Source organism: uncultured Aquimarina sp., from assembly GCF_947500065.1.
GTDB lineage: Bacteria > Bacteroidota > Bacteroidia > Flavobacteriales > Flavobacteriaceae > Aquimarina.
The window spans coordinates 106,052-121,679 of the sequence record NZ_CANMQT010000003.1 but is presented as its reverse complement, the minus strand read 5'-3'; the positions used below and the strand labels follow the sequence as shown (position 1 = coordinate 121,679).

Annotated in this window: 19 protein-coding genes; 9 read left to right on the top strand and 10 right to left on the bottom strand. The window is 32.3% G+C overall.

Features of this window, described 5'->3' with window-relative positions; genetic code table 11:
• Nucleotides 1-12 precede the first annotated feature (12 nt).
• From Q0975_RS10645 to Q0975_RS10635, 3 genes are read right to left on the bottom strand one after another with little or no spacing between them, the layout of a single operon-like run.
• Nucleotides 13-399 carry a YchJ family metal-binding protein gene (locus Q0975_RS10645; RefSeq protein ID WP_299436268.1) on the bottom strand — a complete coding sequence of 129 codons (387 nt, stop codon included), beginning with the start codon at nucleotides 397-399 and terminating at the stop codon, nucleotides 13-15.
• Complete coding sequence (locus tag Q0975_RS10640) at nucleotides 392-568, bottom strand: hypothetical protein (RefSeq protein WP_299436265.1); 177 nt, start codon at nucleotides 566-568, stop codon at nucleotides 392-394. Before Q0975_RS10640 ends, Q0975_RS10645 begins: the two co-directional genes overlap by 8 nt.
• Before the next feature lie 59 nt (nucleotides 569-627).
• On the bottom strand, nucleotides 628-1,296 hold the full coding sequence (locus Q0975_RS10635; RefSeq protein ID WP_299436262.1) for a DUF2293 domain-containing protein: 669 nt from the start codon (nucleotides 1,294-1,296) through the stop codon (nucleotides 628-630).
• A gap of 195 nt (nucleotides 1,297-1,491) precedes the next feature.
• On the opposite strand from Q0975_RS10635, the gene Q0975_RS10630 reads away from it, so the two are divergent.
• Nucleotides 1,492-1,743 carry a hypothetical protein gene (locus tag Q0975_RS10630; protein WP_299436259.1) on the top strand — a complete coding sequence of 84 codons (252 nt, stop codon included), beginning with the start codon at nucleotides 1,492-1,494 and terminating at the stop codon, nucleotides 1,741-1,743.
• Between the two features lie 147 nt (nucleotides 1,744-1,890).
• Here Q0975_RS10630 and Q0975_RS10625 read toward each other — a convergent pair whose 3' ends face one another.
• From Q0975_RS10625 to Q0975_RS10615, 3 genes are read right to left on the bottom strand one after another with little or no spacing between them, the layout of a single operon-like run.
• Nucleotides 1,891-2,487, bottom strand: a complete 597-nt coding sequence (locus Q0975_RS10625; protein WP_299436256.1) for a hypothetical protein — start codon at nucleotides 2,485-2,487, stop codon at nucleotides 1,891-1,893.
• Between the two features lie 32 nt (nucleotides 2,488-2,519).
• On the bottom strand, nucleotides 2,520-3,806 hold the full coding sequence (locus Q0975_RS10620) for a type II toxin-antitoxin system HipA family toxin (protein ID WP_299436254.1): 1,287 nt from the start codon (nucleotides 3,804-3,806) through the stop codon (nucleotides 2,520-2,522).
• Nucleotides 3,800-4,129, bottom strand: coding sequence for a helix-turn-helix transcriptional regulator (locus tag Q0975_RS10615; protein WP_299436251.1), 330 nt, complete (start codon nucleotides 4,127-4,129; stop codon nucleotides 3,800-3,802). The genes Q0975_RS10620 and Q0975_RS10615 overlap by 7 nt, the downstream gene beginning before the upstream one ends.
• A 315-nt stretch (nucleotides 4,130-4,444) precedes the next feature.
• Between Q0975_RS10615 and Q0975_RS10610 the strand changes: the two genes are divergently transcribed.
• Together Q0975_RS10610 and Q0975_RS10605 are read left to right on the top strand one after the other, a co-directional pair.
• The gene (locus Q0975_RS10610) at nucleotides 4,445-4,768 is read left to right on the top strand and encodes a hypothetical protein (RefSeq protein WP_299436248.1); all 324 of its coding nucleotides are present in this window, start codon (nucleotides 4,445-4,447) and stop codon (nucleotides 4,766-4,768) included.
• Between the two features lie 25 nt (nucleotides 4,769-4,793).
• The gene (locus Q0975_RS10605) at nucleotides 4,794-6,407 is read left to right on the top strand and encodes a hypothetical protein (protein ID WP_299436245.1); all 1,614 of its coding nucleotides are present in this window, start codon (nucleotides 4,794-4,796) and stop codon (nucleotides 6,405-6,407) included.
• Nucleotides 6,408-6,447: 40 nt separating this feature from the next.
• Here Q0975_RS10605 and Q0975_RS10600 read toward each other — a convergent pair whose 3' ends face one another.
• The gene (locus Q0975_RS10600; protein ID WP_299436242.1) at nucleotides 6,448-7,281 is read right to left on the bottom strand and encodes a DMT family transporter; all 834 of its coding nucleotides are present in this window, start codon (nucleotides 7,279-7,281) and stop codon (nucleotides 6,448-6,450) included.
• A 273-nt stretch (nucleotides 7,282-7,554) separates the two neighbouring features.
• On the opposite strand from Q0975_RS10600, the gene Q0975_RS10595 reads away from it, so the two are divergent.
• On the top strand, nucleotides 7,555-8,520 hold the full coding sequence (locus Q0975_RS10595; RefSeq protein WP_299436238.1) for a hypothetical protein: 966 nt from the start codon (nucleotides 7,555-7,557) through the stop codon (nucleotides 8,518-8,520).
• 18 nt (nucleotides 8,521-8,538) lie between these two features.
• A complete protein-coding gene (locus Q0975_RS10590) occupies nucleotides 8,539-8,943 on the top strand; it encodes a hypothetical protein (protein ID WP_299436235.1) in 405 nt (134 codons plus the stop codon).
• A 46-nt stretch (nucleotides 8,944-8,989) separates the two neighbouring features.
• On the opposite strand, the gene sulP is transcribed toward Q0975_RS10590, so the two are convergent.
• Complete coding sequence (gene sulP, locus Q0975_RS10585; protein ID WP_299437226.1) at nucleotides 8,990-10,705, bottom strand: SulP family inorganic anion transporter; 1,716 nt, start codon at nucleotides 10,703-10,705, stop codon at nucleotides 8,990-8,992.
• A 148-nt stretch (nucleotides 10,706-10,853) separates the two neighbouring features.
• Here sulP and Q0975_RS10580 point away from each other — a divergent pair, with 148 nt between their 5' ends.
• The gene (locus Q0975_RS10580) at nucleotides 10,854-11,609 is read left to right on the top strand and encodes a sulfite exporter TauE/SafE family protein (RefSeq protein ID WP_299436232.1); all 756 of its coding nucleotides are present in this window, start codon (nucleotides 10,854-10,856) and stop codon (nucleotides 11,607-11,609) included.
• A 69-nt stretch (nucleotides 11,610-11,678) separates the two neighbouring features.
• A complete protein-coding gene (locus tag Q0975_RS10575) occupies nucleotides 11,679-12,488 on the top strand; it encodes an MBL fold metallo-hydrolase (protein WP_299436229.1) in 810 nt (269 codons plus the stop codon).
• 85 nt (nucleotides 12,489-12,573) lie between these two features.
• Here the strand turns inward: Q0975_RS10575 and Q0975_RS10570 are convergent, their stop codons facing one another.
• On the bottom strand, nucleotides 12,574-13,023 hold the full coding sequence (locus Q0975_RS10570) for a cold-shock protein (protein ID WP_299436226.1): 450 nt from the start codon (nucleotides 13,021-13,023) through the stop codon (nucleotides 12,574-12,576).
• A 250-nt stretch (nucleotides 13,024-13,273) separates the two neighbouring features.
• Nucleotides 13,274-14,062, bottom strand: a complete 789-nt coding sequence (locus Q0975_RS10565) for a hypothetical protein (protein WP_299436223.1) — start codon at nucleotides 14,060-14,062, stop codon at nucleotides 13,274-13,276.
• 157 nt (nucleotides 14,063-14,219) lie between these two features.
• Between Q0975_RS10565 and Q0975_RS10560 the strand changes: the two genes are divergently transcribed.
• A complete protein-coding gene (locus Q0975_RS10560; protein ID WP_299436220.1) occupies nucleotides 14,220-14,813 on the top strand; it encodes a pseudouridine synthase in 594 nt (197 codons plus the stop codon).
• A gap of 172 nt (nucleotides 14,814-14,985) precedes the next feature.
• Nucleotides 14,986-15,576, top strand: coding sequence for a hypothetical protein (locus Q0975_RS10555; RefSeq protein ID WP_299436219.1), 591 nt, complete (start codon nucleotides 14,986-14,988; stop codon nucleotides 15,574-15,576).
• Nucleotides 15,577-15,628: the final 52 nt, after the last annotated feature.

The following is a 15,628-nucleotide window of genomic DNA, read 5'->3' as shown; positions in this document are numbered from 1 at the left end:
AATTAGTAGTTATTAAACTTCTCCTAAATAGACCCAACTTCCATTCTCTTTAACGAATGCAGAATTTTCATGGATTACTTCTAATGTACCATTTTCGAAATAAAAAGCCTTAAACTCCACCGCACCGTCTTCATCAGATATAGAGCCTTTAGTGGTATGTAAAACTTCTAGCTTTACCCACTTTACAGATTTAGCCCATTTTACGATAGATTTCTTTTCTTTTAAAGGACGTGTAGAACTATGGTGACTTTTCATCAAATAATCACCATTAGCCAAAACAAATGCACTATAGCGGGATCTCATTAGGTCTTCTGCAGTAAATGCTATCGTACTATCTTTATGGATACTACCACAACAGAGATCATATGCTTTCTGTCTTCCACAATAACATTTACTCATTATTGGATTCATTTTGCTTAGACGCATTCGCATTCGCTTTTTTCACAATTGCTTTTAACCGTTCTGCTCTGAGCTCTTTTTCTTTTCGGAGCTTATTCTTTTTACGGTTCATAAGCTTCGTATGTTTAGCTTTATTCTGAGTATTTTTTTCTCTTCCTTTTTTAGCCATTTATTAGATACTATATTGTTTAATTTTTAAAAATAAAGAATATAACCCTGAAAATCAGGTTATTTCCATCTTTTCAAAACAGCATTAATATCCGATCGGATTTCAGATCTAATCTCTTTTTTGCGCTTCCCTTTGCCAAACTGCTCATCATAATTGGTTTCGGTGTGTCTTATATTTGCTTCTACAGCCAAGTCGATCATTTTAAGATCAAATTCTTTTGCATTAGCAGTTCGTCCTACTCTTCCGCTATATTTTTCGCAGGCATGTAAAGCTATTTCAAACTCTCTCTTTTCTGGGCAATTAGGATATTGAGCTCTAATCGCCAATGCAAAATTAAATATAAATTCGCGATCCTTCTCCGCTCTTACAATTGCCGCTTTTTTATTTTTAAGATCTCTAGAAGCTTGATCTTTCTCGCACGATATACGTGCTTTTTCTATAGCACTTTCCTCTACTAATTGTCCTCTACGTTCATATCGTTTCCTCTTTTGATTCCAAGCCAAAACTACGCCACAAAGTGTAGAGTACTTCTTTGATCTTCTGGTCATTGCAGCATTACCAGGAGGTAATAGCACATATCCTAGAAAAGGTGAGCAACTAAAACAAGTACCTTTATGATTTTCACTTTCTGCAACAAAAGATTTTCCTAATGGTATTTTTTTACCACAAGAAATGCAATGCAATTTTTCCTTTTTGGTGAGAAAGATATTTTGAGAAACAGTAGCCAATACTATACATTTTTCGGATGCGAAAATAAGATATTATTCTATTCTCGCTACTGATTATTTCGACTTCTTTAGTTAGCTTTTAATAAATTTACTAGTAACAAATGGGGAATTTTTAGATTTTTTCTGTTTTTGTCTTTGTTTTTTTACGGTTTTTCCGTAGTTTAGAGCTGCCTTAAATTTTTTAAAACCCTGCTTATGCAAAAAACTACCCTTGAAACGCGGTTTAATTCGCAAGACTTATCAGAAAAATATCATCACATTTGGAATAAGGGAATTCACCTATTTTCCATCAATGACGCTAACAGAGATTTTTACTATAGTGTTTTTTATATAGACTTTCTATTTGCAGAAGTAATTTATAACAAACTAAATGGTGAAATCATTACTATAAAAAGTTTTACAGACAAAGCTAAACTAATGTTCTATCTAAGAGAGGATTTTAATTAGTAGTTCACGATTTTTTTGAGCGTATGGGTGTCATGATTCTTAATTTACTTTCTATATTAAAACATTTTGCCCCACTTATTGTAACCAAATTTGAATAATTTGCCCTAAATAATTCACCAAATTCCTTGGTACTCGTATGCTCATTTATTATTGTTTTAGGAATTCTGCAATAAGAATAATTATATAAATCCAAAAATTATATAATAGTGTATAACTAAATCCATAACCTATACTTTTCATTAGGTTACTCTTACATATTGGAGATTTTTTAAAAACTAAACGCAATGCTCTAAAGAAAATCCAGTAAAGCATTGCTAAAAATACAATTACCATAGTCCACAAGACTCCTCCAAATAACCATAATAATAATCCTATTACTATAGTAATTAAAATCCAAAGTAGAATACTCAATACTATTTCTTCAAATCCATCTGCAATATCTGGTAACTCAATTTCTATATCGAAAACATCAGGTATATCGTCCTTATCAAGCTTTAAACGATCTGTCATGTTCCCTAAATTATCTTTTAGCTTTACTCCCTTATACAAACCAATTGTTATGAAAAGAAAAAACACAACTGATAATATCGTTGTGGATAGTATAGAATTTTCAATGATAGTTCTTTCTTTTCCAAGTCCAAATTGCCAGATACAAAGTATAGTAATAGCGATAACTAATAGTGTTATGTAAAATATTCCTTTAGTAGTTATATAATTTAATTTGGATTTATTTTTAAAACTCATGTATCATATTTTTTTTTTAAAACTGTACATCTTTATAAATTTGTTCTAAAGGCTTTTTGCAACGTATCTGCCTGTTTAGAAGGAATCCCTGCTTTTTCGGCATAATAATTCCAATTATTGACTACATCTAATACTTGCTGTATTTCAGTTTTGCTATTCTTATAGCTTATTTTGCTCCCTACATTAAGTAAATCTTCTGTAGTAAAACTATCTCTTTTTCCGTTTATAGACATCTGATGCATACTTGTCCAGATACCTGTAGGATTATAAGAATAAGTAATATCATATGCTGGAGCTAGTTTCCAAACTCCTTGTTTATTCATCAAAAATGAAATATTCTTAGTATGATCATCTTGATTTCTAGCTATGACATTTAGCAACATCCTTTTATACAATTGAATAGCATCCCGATGAGGTAATCTAAGTTCTCTCATGATTTCGAATGCGTTTTCATAAGAATATGTTCCTGGAGATTTATAATCGAAATGCGCTAAAGAACACAATGTTTGCATATGCAATTTCTCGTTATTTGGTAATCGATCAAATCGTTTAGTCATAAAATGCGCTCGATCATGCTCTTCGAACAGCTGAGAATGTTCCATATCAATTCCACAATCCAAAGCCATCAGATAATATGCATATTCGATCCTACCATATCCTTGTGGATCACCTAGAGACACATCATCCACTCCATCAAACTTAAAGAGATAATGTTCAAACCCATCTGGAACATCCGTTTGCCCTGATCTGATTTCATTGGTTTCGGGATTAAACGCAATAATCGCTTTAGCTCTTTGCCCTCCAGCAGAAGTACCAACTTTGATCAATTCATTTAGGTGCTCAGTTTCAGAAATGTTTAGCTCTATCTTCTCACGTGAATTCAATACTTTCTGAGCAAGCGTTACGAGTTTATCTATTGCTACGGTACTTGATACTTTCTTACCTATATTTCTTGCAGGTTGAAATTCTAATGCTCCCATTCCACGAGTTCCAATATAGCATAAGCGATCCAAAGGTGTAAATTGAGCTTTAGGAATGTTATTTAGCAATAACCACTGATCAATCAAGCGATTCCCAAAATCATCGGGCAATACATCCGATAACATTCCTGGCAACCCTTTGTAAGTATCCTCATTAATACGAGGAAAACTATATATTCGTTTCTCAGAATTACGAATAGGCATATGTATTGGCGAAACATCCCAATTATTCTTCAGGAAATCAGAAAAAAACTCAAAAGAAGCATACTTTTTATCGGTATCCCAACTTAAAGCTCCTAGTTCTTGACCCCAAAGTGTTATTTTGATAACATCTACCATGATGATTTATTTGATTTTCCTTTAGAGCTTCCTGAAGCTCGTTCTCTTTCTTTACCTTTTAATTTTAGTAACTCTACAGGACTAATTCCTGGATCCGGCAAAAACAAACTCAAAGCATCAAGTTCTCCAAATGCTCTTAAAATCTGGATAAAAGTAAGTAATGTTGTCGCCTTACCTGATTCAAAATTCTTAATTGTCTGCACGTGAACTCCTGCCTTTTTAGAAAGCTCTTCTTGTGTTATATTGAGATTGAGCCTTCTTTTTTTTACACGTTGTGTAAGTTCTAATAAGACATCATCATCAGAAAGTCTATTTAAATCCATATTTTCAATTTTAAGTATATAAAAATATACATTATGAATTGATAAATTACTTTAAGTATAAATTAATATACCTAATAAGTATTTACTAATACAAATATACTAAAGTATATACTAATATACTTTGAAATGCTTAAAATAATTTAATGTATAAAAAATTATACTTTAATATCACATTTATCTTTAGCTATAAATCATCAAATACTGACAAAAAAAACAGTTAAAACCCCCTTTTTAAATATCTTTTATATGTTTAATTTTAACACCTAACGTATTCACTCCCAATCACGTCTAAATTGCCTCTAAAAACTATGAGGTATGCAAAATTATATTCGATTACGAAGTATTAGTGTATTACTAATACTTATGATGTGTTTCCAAAACTGTATGTCCACACGTGTTGTCAGTGAGTATGACAGTGACTCAGTAGCAAAACACACTAAAACTTCCTGGAGTTATGCATGGGGACTAGTAACACCAAAAGACATCGATCCCGACTGTGAATCAAAAAAAATGAACTCAGTTACGAGCTCCACCAATTTAGGCTATATCTTAATATCAGCCATAACCATTGGCATCGTAGTACCACAGACTGTAACATGGGAATGTGCTCCTGTAGACACACCTATAGAGGATTTGTAATGTATAAAAATTAAAAACTATTAAAATGGCGTTACCTAAAGGCATAGAAATACTACCGATCACATCTTGGCAAAACAGGCATAAGAACTTTACACAAAAACTAACTAAGGACGCATCTTTTAAAATCAGAAACGACCATTCTTTATCTAAAAGTGCTGAAAAATATAAAGCAACTACCAAAAACATTCAATGGTTGATTGGACATGCTATCAAAAACAAAATCAGACTAAGAGCTATGGGCAGTGGCTGGTCTTTTTCGAAAGTAGCAGTATCCGAAGGCGGAATTATCGACACGAAATCATTACGCCTTTCTTTTTCTGTTTCAAAATCATACGTTGAGGACACATATCTTGATAAAGGTGGAATACCCGAAAATCTATTCTTCACCCAATGCGGAATGTCAATACTACAATTAAACTCAAAACTTGAGAAAGAAAAAAGACCTAGTAGATCTATTAAAGCTTCTGGAGCTAGTAACGGACAAACCATTGCTGGAGCCTTATCAACAGGAACACATGGTGCTGCATTTAATGTTGGAGCACTACAAGATTTTGTAGTAGGATTACATTTAGTTGTTGGCAAGGATAGACATATTTGGCTAGAGCGCCATTCTAATCCAGTAATGTCTGATAAATTTGTAGATTGGCTAGGAGCAGAACGAATTCAGGATGATACTATGTTTAATTCAGCTATTGTAAGTTTTGGTAGTTTTGGTTTCATCCATGGAGTATTGATAGAAACAGAACCTAAGTTTTTATTAGAAGAGCACAAGATTGATAAAATTGCTTATAATGATGCGTTAAAAAATACCATGACAACTCAGGAATTTTCAGCTATCCAAGACCTGCTACCTTTTCCACAGTTTTCTCCTGACCGAGAACTATATCATTTTGAAGTACTCGTAAATCCATATGACTTCAAGCCAAATAATAAAGATAAAGGCGTATTTATAAAAGTTGCCTATAAAAGAAAATATCGTGATGATTATACCCGTAGAACCAGAGATAGTAATGGGCTAACATATGGTGATGACTTATTAGGCCTAATACAAACCATGATGGACAGTCTAGGAGCATTGTCTGTAAAATTAGTGCCAAGTCTGGTAAATTTATTGTTTCCTCTTGCATACAAAGAAACAGCCGCACTAGAAGGCACTATAGGCGAAACATACAACAACACTAAGTTCAGAGGAAAAGTAGCCAGTGCTGCACTAGGCATAGATATTAAAGACAGTGTGAAAGTTGTACAAGAGATACTAGACATCATTGATGACGGCAATCCTTTTCCTGGCGGAATCTCCTTACGATACGTAAAAGGAACAAAGGCATTATTAGGGTTTACAAAATTTCCAAAATCTTGTGTATTGGAATTAGATGGAGTTGATTCTAAGGTAACCCGGAACTTTTATGAAAAAATATGGAACAGACTTGAAACTAAAAACATACCTTATACGTTACATTGGGGTAAAATAAATTTTAATCTTAATTTCAATAGAATACAAAAAATGTATGGTAGTGCTACTGTACAACACTGGATAGATTCTCGTAATGAATTATTGGATGAGGATGCAAGAGAAGTATTTACCAACAAGTTTGTAGAACAATGTGGACTGAATAAAAAACCTGGAGTGATAGTTTAAACAAAGATGTATAATTACTTTAAAAACAGTACTTTATGTTTTATTTAGATCTATAAAACATATTTAGAACTAAGCCTGTAATTACCATAGCAGTACCTAAGATACTTAGTAAAGGATACTTGTCTCCGAACAAGAAAATCCCAGCAATCATAGTGAAAATCACTTCCATATATTTTAGTGAAACCACTTTATTGGTAACCTGTGATTGAAAAGCTTTTGTCATAAACAATTGTCCAAAATAACCAAAGACACCCAAGCTTAGCAATAAACCCCATTCCATCCCTTCTGGGGTTTTATTCCAATTAAAAACAGAAAGAATTCCTCCTAAAACTGTTGCAATCCACATAAAATAGTTTACAATAACTACTGGATGATCTCTTACTCCTATTTTATTAATTAGCACATATACTACACCACTAAACAAAGCGGATAAAACAATCAATAATAATCCAAAAGAATTGATCTCCGTATCAAAACCTTTGATTACTAAAACACCCGCAAAGGCAAGTAAGAAAAATAACCATTGTATGTTTTTTACTTTCTCTCTAAGAAAAATAACCGCTAATATTGTTGCGAAAATTGGAGAAAGATATCGTAACGACACTGCAGAACCAATTTTTAGATACTCGACAGACATAAAAAACAATCCCATTGAAGTTACTCCTGCTAAACCACGAAAAATTAATAGTTTCTTTTGATTTCCTAGTATTGAAATTTTATGGTAGAACAGAAAAGGCATCGTAAAGAATAATGTACCTATAGATCTAAAGAAAACAAGTTGATACGCACTAAACCCAACTAAATATTTAACAAGCAGATTCATAACCGTAAAGGATATGGTGCTTAGAATCATAAAATAAATAGCTTTTTTCAAATATGCGTAATTTTTAAGCTTATAGAATACATATATAATATAAATCAAAGATAGAACTTGCTATTATATTATTTGCTAAACATTGAATACGTTATTCTTAAAAATAGATACCTCATAATGAGGATTTTCTTTTTTTTGGCTTCCTTTTTGATTATAAAAAATTAAGAAATCTAATGATAAAAATGATTGAGCGTTATGAGACTAATTAAATCAAAGACAGTTTTTAAATTATTTTTATTAATTTAACGCAATATTTAATGCCCCTAACCTACTATGAAAAAAGTATTCCCAATACTTGTATTACTAATATCTAACAGCATTTTTTGCCAAGTATATACAATTCAGGATTCAATACAAAAATTCCCCATATCCTATGCAACTATTTCGTTTGGTAATGGTAATGGATTGTTTGCAGATGAGGATGGAGTTTTTAAATTCTCTAAAAAACGGTATCAGGACATCGATTCTTTATACATTTCAGCACTTGGACATAAAGAAATAGCTTTAAGCACAAATAATTTACCTAAAACCATTTTAATGGTTCCGGATATAGCTGAACTTCAAGAAGTAGTGGTAAAAGCTGAAAACCTAGGAAAATACAAAACAAAGAAAAAAAGCTCTAAAATACACGATGACTACTTTAGATGTTGGTTACCTACAGTAGAATCCGAAATAGCAGTATTTTTCCCAAGAGACCCTCTAAAATCTACTAAAATCGCATCAGTGTATCTACCTGTAATGATGGAATCCTCTAATGGATCTTCCTCTGGAAGAAGGCAATCTTTTTCTACACTATTTAAAATGCAGTTTTATGAAAATCATAATGGTTTTCCAGGTAAAAGGTTATCAGGTGATGATATTATTTTTAGGATAACTAATAAGGATAAGACTAATTTCGAACTTGATATCTCAGAATACAAAGTATTTATCCCTAAAAACGGTCTTTTCGTTTCTGTCCAAGTACTGGGATATACAGATAAAGAAGGAAAACTTCAGCATACTAAAAAATATCACGAGGTAGAGACTAGAAAAGGAATTGTAAAAGTTTCAACTACATTTAGACCACTACTACCTTTCACCAATAAAATAGAAGACAATATTACCTTTACCAGAAGAATATTCTTTAGAAATAGAACCTGGCAGCGTTTTGATAAAAAGTACAGTGAAAACAATACATTAATACAAAAGAGCTTTATGAATTACGGTATTGGAATGAAAATGCATGTGTATGAGAAATAGTATTGCTAATAATTATAAATGAAAATTTTACTATTTATTATAATAGCATTAGCATCATGCTTTGTTCTCATTTTATTGAGATACCAAATTACTCATCCAGAAATCATTAAAGGAACTTCGACAATAAAGTATAAATTAATCGATATAGGACATAATGATTTTTTTAGATATTCTTTTGAATCTTTAATTCTAAAAAGAAGAAGAGTATTCCTAAAAACTGCAATAAGAAACAATGACTGGATCTATGTAAATCTAAAAGATTTCAAGAAATTACATCCAGAAAGTCCAATAAAAATGATAGAAAACAACTATACCATTACGTTTGATTTTCAAATTAAACGCTTAGTTTTTGGAGGTTATAGCAGTGCGAAAATCATTTCTACAGAAAAAATTAATGAGAAACCTGAAGTTTCCAAATCTTAAAAACGAACTTTAGCTCTTTAGTATTATAGAACACCTATAACTAAAACTAATCCAGAAAAGATCGATTCTTATTATATTGAACAGCAACTTCTAAAGAGTTTCTCTGTATCTTTTTATTTTCTGTATAATTTACAGCATCTTCAATCGTAAGGAAATTATGTTCTCCTCCTAAATTATCTGTAAACCCTGATCTTTTGAGAAAATCTCGTACAGGTCCAATGGTTCCGGAGATTAATAGCTGAACACCTAATTCCTCTAAGTATTGATGTACATCCTCTAAAATATGTAAACCTGTACTATCGATATCATGAATATTAGTACTATCTAAAATTAAAAACTCAGGCAATGCTTCACGCTTTTGGATATAACTTAAGATTGCATCCTTGAAATAACTAGTGTTTGCAAAATACAATTGATCATCAAATCGAATGATCAAATACTTAGAAGATCGTGTTGCTTCTGGAAATCTATTAATATTACGATAATAATTAGTCCCTGGAATATTTACTAATTCTGCTACATGAGGCCTGGAGCTGTAGTATTGTAAAAAAATATACGACAATATCACACCAATAAAAATTCCTTTCTCTACCCCAAAAATCAAGGTTCCGGCAAACGTAATAATCATTACGATAAACTCTCTTCTTCTTAATTTTAAAAGGTGTTTCGCCTCACTATAATTAATCAAACCAAAAACAGAAACTAATATGATAGCCGCTAATACGGCTTTGGGTATGTAATAAAAGAAAGAAGTTAAAAACAATAAAGAAATAACCACCATAATCACCGTAATTATGGAAGAAACAGTAGTCTTTCCTCCTGCTTCATCATTGATAGCTGATCTACTATAACTTCCGGAAGAAGGAATTGCCTGAAAAAATGCTCCAACCAACTTAGCAATCCCTAACGCTAATAACTCTTGGTTAGGACGAACCATATGATCTCTATTCTTCATTTCTAAGGATTTAGCAATACCAATACTACCTACATAGCCAATAAAAGTTACTGTAAGTACTGAAGGTATTAACGCAACCATAGAATCATAGCTCATTTCGGGAATACTGAAAGATGGAAGACCTTTAGGCACATCCTCTATCACAGAAAGACCTAAGCTTTTCAAATCAAAAATAATAGTAATAACAGTAGTTATAATCAATACAAAAAGTGCACCTGGAAATGACCTTTTCCATCTCTTAAGAACATACATCACCAATATAGATCCCAAGCACATACCAAACGTAATAAAATGCACTGAAGAGAGATTATGCACAACATACCACAATGATTCATGAGTGTACTCAAAATTTGGAACTTCTATCCCGAGTGATTCGCCAAGCTGAGAAATAATAATAATAATTGCCGCTGCAGAGATAAAACCTGAAATTACAGGTTGAGAAATAAGGTTCACTAAAAACCCCATCCTTAATAAGCTCAATCCTATTTGCAACAACCCGATCAGCAACCCAGAAAAAATAACCAAATTAGTAAACTCCTCTGTAAAAGGTGTAGCAATCTGACTAACCCCACTCATCACTAAAATAGCGGTAACCGCCACTGGTCCAATACTTAACTGTCTCGATGTTCCGAAAAATGCATACAGAATTAATGGAATTAGACAAGCATACAACCCATATATCGGTGGTGTCCCCATTAACAATGCATACGCAATAGCTTGAGGAATAAGAACAACTCCAACCGTTATACCTGCTATAGCATCAGAACCAAAAGTAGCTTTATTATAGCCTTTAAAAGACTCTAAAATTGGAAGTATTTTGTGTATCGCTTTGACTGTTCTCTAATTTTTAATTGGTATGGTAAATCTACGACAGTTTAAGAATTTATACTAAATGAATTACAAAAAGCATCAGTATTTTTTAGATTTACTTATTTTTGAACGGTAACATAACCTAATGAACGAATCATTACTTCTTATTCTTCTAGCCATAGTTGGTTTCATTGCCGGAGTCATTAATACTATTGCAGGAGGTGGATCTTTGTTGACACTACCAATGTTAATTTTTATGGGGTTACCACCATCTGTTGCTAATGGAACCAATAGAATTGGGATTTTTATCCAGACTATTACCTCTGTAGCAGGTTTTAAAAGCAAAGGAATACAACCTACTTTCTTTAGTATTTATCTAGGTTTATCAGCACTTGTTGGATCTTTAATTGGTGCAAGAATAGCAATTGATATAAAAGGTGAAACCTTTAATAGAATATTAGCCATTGTAATGTTGATAGTTGTATTATTTATGGTTTTTAAACCCAAAGTAAATCTCGAAGACTTTGTAGAACGAATTCAAGGTAAATATCGAATAGCATCCATTCTTGCTTTTTTTATTATTGGGATTTATGGAGGCTTTATACAAGCAGGTGTAGGCATTTTTATTCTTTTAGCACTCACTTCTATCAATAGAATGAATCTAGTGAAATCAAATGCTGTAAAAGCTGTGGTAGTTTTTATCTATACGATCGGAGCATTAGCCATTTTTGCTTTTGACAATCAAATAAATTATCTATACGGATTTGTCCTTGCATTTGGAAATGCTTCTGGCGGTTGGATTGCCAGTAGATGGTCTGTAAAAAAAGGAGATGGAATCGTTAAGGTCTTTTTGGTGATTATGGTTATCGCCATGGCTATTAAGTTATGGATAGATAGTTAATCTTACATTAAAATGTTTCCGGTTTTATGGTCATTTTATACCTTGTTAAGATAACTAAAACCAAATGTAATGAAATCATATACCCTATTCTTATGTATCTTTAGTCTACTCATAGTTAGTTGCAAGGAAACTAAGAAAGAAGAAATAACAGCGAACACAACTATAGAAGAAACGGTTGTAACTGATAATGAGTCAGCAAAAAAATCGGTTTCTGATCTGAAAATTATTCCTATCCAACACGCTACAACCGTATTAGAATACAAAGGAAAAACCATCTATATAGATCCCACTGGTGGAACCAAAGCTTTTGAAAATCAAAAACTTCCGGATATCGTTCTTATAACCGACATTCATGGAGATCATATGAATATAGAAACCTTGGACAGTCTTAATCTCTCTAAATCAAAATTAGTTGTCCCTCAAGCTGTTGCCGAAAAACTTCCTGCAAATTACACTAAGAAATTGGTTATTATTAATAATGGAGAAATAAAAGATGTCAACGGAATATCAATCGAAGCCATACCCATGTATAATTTAAGAGAAGAAGCATTAAAGTTTCACAATAAAGGACGTGGTAATGGATATGTAATTACCTTAGGAGATGAACGTTTGTATTTTTCTGGAGACACAGAAGATATTCCAGAAATGAGAGCTCTTAAAAATATCGATAAAGCTTTTGTTTGCATGAATTTACCTTATACAATGACTGTAGAAAGTGCTGCGAATGCAGTTTTAGAATTTAAACCAAAACAAATTTATCCTTATCACTACAGAGGTACTCAAGGACTAAGTGATATTGCTAAATTTAAAGAAATCGTAAATAATGGTAATGAAACCATAGAGGTTATACAATTAGATTGGTACCCTAATCGAAAATAATGTCAAAAATAAAAGCATTTACAGATTCTAATCTGTAAATGCTTTTATAGTTTTATGAAAATAGTTTTATTCTATAGGAACAAAATTAAATCTTTTTTACTCTTACGGCGTTTAATCCTTTCATCCCCATCTCTAGTTCAAACTCCACTTTATCTCCTTCTCTTACTTCCTGCATTAAACCATTAACGTGTACAAAATATTTTTCTTGAGATTCCTGTTCAGTAATGAAACCATATCCTTTAGAATCATTAAAAAAGGCAATCTTACCTTTTTTGATCGGATCCTCTTCTACATGTTCTCTTTTAGGAATACCAATTTCTATATTCTCAGCTTTTACTTTTTTCTTTTTTGATGGATCTGGTGGAGTATCAGTAAGGTGGCCATTTTCATCAACATAAGCAATCATATTATCGAAACCACTTCCTTTTTTAGAATTCGCTCTACGTTCCTCTTTCTTTTTCTGCTTTTCCTCGCGTTTCTTTATTTTCTTTTTTTCCTTTTCAATCTTGCTAAATGTCTGTTGCGATTTTGCCATTCGGTCTACTTGTAATTTATTTGTTAAACATTAATTGTCATCGAAATACTAAACGAATGATTGGAAAAAGACAATTCTAAAAGAATGATTTACCTAATAATTACCCCAGTTGTTACAACGACTATGTACATAAGATATCATGTACTTATTTGCTACAAAGATAGATTATACATTTTAATTTAGGCAATGTTATAAGTAATTTAATCTATATCAGGATAGAAATCATCGATAATTAAGAAATATTTAGTGATTATCTTTCTCTAAAATTCATTATTTCTGAAGGAGATAACATTCGTGAAGAAAAAGCAGGACATCTCCTTAACGCTGCACGAGTCTCAGAACTTCTTTCCAATATTTGTGGTCTCCTACCAAACAGTCGTATCGATGGAACTGAACTACTGTAGCAGATAAAATACATATATGCATTGCACAATGCCTCTAAAGTTCCCGGATTTCTAGAAACTCTAGTATTAGACAAGGTTTCTCTAGCGGTTTCAGAAAAATATCGATAACTGATTTTACCAGCATGAGTCATTACATGCCCTATTTCGTGAAGTAATGTTGGAGAAATTCCTAGATTTTGATATCTCCATAACGCACCATAGGTTATCAAAATACCTTCTCTTTCATCAAAAAAAGAAGTGCTTCTATCATCATAACCAGGATTTAAACCTCCTGTATACCTCTCTGAACTTCCTCTTCCTGCAGAATTAGCGAAAATTATACCTGCTGGTTTACGCTCTTTTAACCATCTTAAATGTCCAGAAGGTATTAAATCCAATGTTCTTTCCACAAATAATACTTCTGATCGTATAACCCGGTATATATTAATAGAAACATTATTTTGAGACATATAACATATATCTACTAAATCTTCATCCTCTACCATTTGATAGAAACCTCTTACTCGATCATGTTCCCACGAATCTAAAAGATTAGGAGCAAAATAATTAGGCGCTCTGTTTCTACTTCTTCCTGAACCATATCCTCCTATAATAATATCTTGACTATATGGCTGACCAATCAAATGAATTGACATAATGGTAATTGTTTAGTTAATTATTAAAAAGATAAGTAAAACTGATTATTAATTAGTTACTCTTTTAATACAAAGGTTAACCTAAAGAACCAAAAAAGTTTTCCTGAGCTATTATACAATCATTACATTTGAATGCATTTAATAATTATATTCAGTAATGTTACAAGACAAAAAGGAAGATCATAAACATTTTATGATATATAAGCCTTATGGATACTTAAGTCAGTTTGTGAACAATGGACAAAAGAAAAATTCTAAAAGATTACTCGGTGAACTTTTTGATTTTCCTGATGGAACTATGGCTATTGGTAGGTTAGATGAAAAATCAGAAGGCTTATTGTTACTTACCACAGATGGAAAAACAAGTAATTATATATGTAGTGGTAATGTAGAGAAAGAATATTATGCTCAAGTAGATGGGAATATAACCAATGAGGCCATTGCCATCTTATCAAATGGTGTAGAAATCGGTTTCGAAGGAACTAAGTACATAACGAATCCATGTAAAGCCTTTAAAATAAATGAAGCTCCACTTTTCCCAGAAAGATCAAGAAAAATAAGAGATGAAAGACACGGACCAACTAGTTGGGTGTCTATTACATTAAAAGAAGGTAAATTTAGACAAGTACGAAAAATGACCTCCGCTGTAGGCTTCCCAACATTGCGATTAGTAAGGGTAAGAGTTGGGGATATTCAACTAAAAAACATGCAATCCGGAGAGGTAAAAGAACTGCAAACAGTATTACAGTAACCCAACTACGGCAATACTTTATTGAATTTGGTGCTAAAAAAATCAATATAAAACAAACGTCACTCAAACAACAACATTAGTCCACAATTTCCCCTAAAAATTCCACAGAATAATTTAAAAAGATGTTATAAGACACATATTTGATGTATCTAAACATAAATCATTTTAAATTATGAAAACTACATTAAAGTTATCAATCGTATGTACAGCAATATTTGCTGCAATGACCTTTACATCTTGCGAAAAAGATGAAATTCAAGCGGAAAACACAGTATCCGAAGATCTTGACACTTCTTCAGACATTCTAGGCAAAGCAAGCGCTATATCTGCTGTAAGCCGTTATTATTCTGGTGGATCAAATACAGTACACACTTATAGAGTGTTAAATCTTGGGATTGGAATCGGGACTTATGAAGGTAGGCCTTTTAAGTTGGGAACTTATGATTTTAATCAAGCAGCTCCTTCAGGAACCAAACAGTTATTTCTTTTACTTAGTCCGGGGAACAGAGATTTTGTAATGACCACTAGTGGTGCAGAAAAATTCAATCTCTTGAGAAGAGGATGGAGAGATTATAGCGTTAGAACTCTATATGGAAATATTCAAAAAGCTGCTTACATTCATAACAGTGGAGGTAGCGGAAGAGTAAAGCTCTACAGGTTTTATGGATCTTCCAACACAGATCATTTATATACTACAAATTACAATGAAGGTGTAAGCGCAGGATACGCCTATGAGGGTGTTATAGGATATGTATATCGATAAACAATAACATCATTTGTATAAATAAATAACGGTTATTTATATGAATAAAGGG

Excerpts from the sequence above, each read along its gene's own strand:
- Q0975_RS10645 (WP_299436268.1), bottom strand. The coding sequence starts at position 399 with ATGAGTAAATGTTATTGTGGAAGACAGAAAGCATATGATCTCTGTTGT.
- Q0975_RS10640 (WP_299436265.1), bottom strand. The coding sequence starts at position 568 with ATGGCTAAAAAAGGAAGAGAAAAAAATACTCAGAATAAAGCTAAACAT.
- Q0975_RS10630 (WP_299436259.1), top strand. The coding sequence starts at position 1,492 with ATGCAAAAAACTACCCTTGAAACGCGGTTTAATTCGCAAGACTTATCA.
- Q0975_RS10625 (WP_299436256.1), bottom strand. The coding sequence starts at position 2,487 with ATGAGTTTTAAAAATAAATCCAAATTAAATTATATAACTACTAAAGGA.
- Q0975_RS10620 (WP_299436254.1), bottom strand. The coding sequence starts at position 3,806 with ATGGTAGATGTTATCAAAATAACACTTTGGGGTCAAGAACTAGGAGCT.
- Q0975_RS10615 (WP_299436251.1), bottom strand. The coding sequence starts at position 4,129 with ATGGATTTAAATAGACTTTCTGATGATGATGTCTTATTAGAACTTACA.
- Q0975_RS10610 (WP_299436248.1), top strand. The coding sequence starts at position 4,445 with ATGCAAAATTATATTCGATTACGAAGTATTAGTGTATTACTAATACTT.
- Q0975_RS10605 (WP_299436245.1), top strand. The coding sequence starts at position 4,794 with ATGGCGTTACCTAAAGGCATAGAAATACTACCGATCACATCTTGGCAA.
- Q0975_RS10595 (WP_299436238.1), top strand. The coding sequence starts at position 7,555 with ATGAAAAAAGTATTCCCAATACTTGTATTACTAATATCTAACAGCATT.
- Q0975_RS10590 (WP_299436235.1), top strand. The coding sequence starts at position 8,539 with ATGAAAATTTTACTATTTATTATAATAGCATTAGCATCATGCTTTGTT.
- Q0975_RS10580 (WP_299436232.1), top strand. The coding sequence starts at position 10,854 with ATGAACGAATCATTACTTCTTATTCTTCTAGCCATAGTTGGTTTCATT.
- Q0975_RS10575 (WP_299436229.1), top strand. The coding sequence starts at position 11,679 with ATGAAATCATATACCCTATTCTTATGTATCTTTAGTCTACTCATAGTT.
- Q0975_RS10570 (WP_299436226.1), bottom strand. The coding sequence starts at position 13,023 with ATGGCAAAATCGCAACAGACATTTAGCAAGATTGAAAAGGAAAAAAAG.
- Q0975_RS10565 (WP_299436223.1), bottom strand. The coding sequence starts at position 14,062 with ATGTCAATTCATTTGATTGGTCAGCCATATAGTCAAGATATTATTATA.
- Q0975_RS10560 (WP_299436220.1), top strand. The coding sequence starts at position 14,220 with ATGTTACAAGACAAAAAGGAAGATCATAAACATTTTATGATATATAAG.
- Q0975_RS10555 (WP_299436219.1), top strand. The coding sequence starts at position 14,986 with ATGAAAACTACATTAAAGTTATCAATCGTATGTACAGCAATATTTGCT.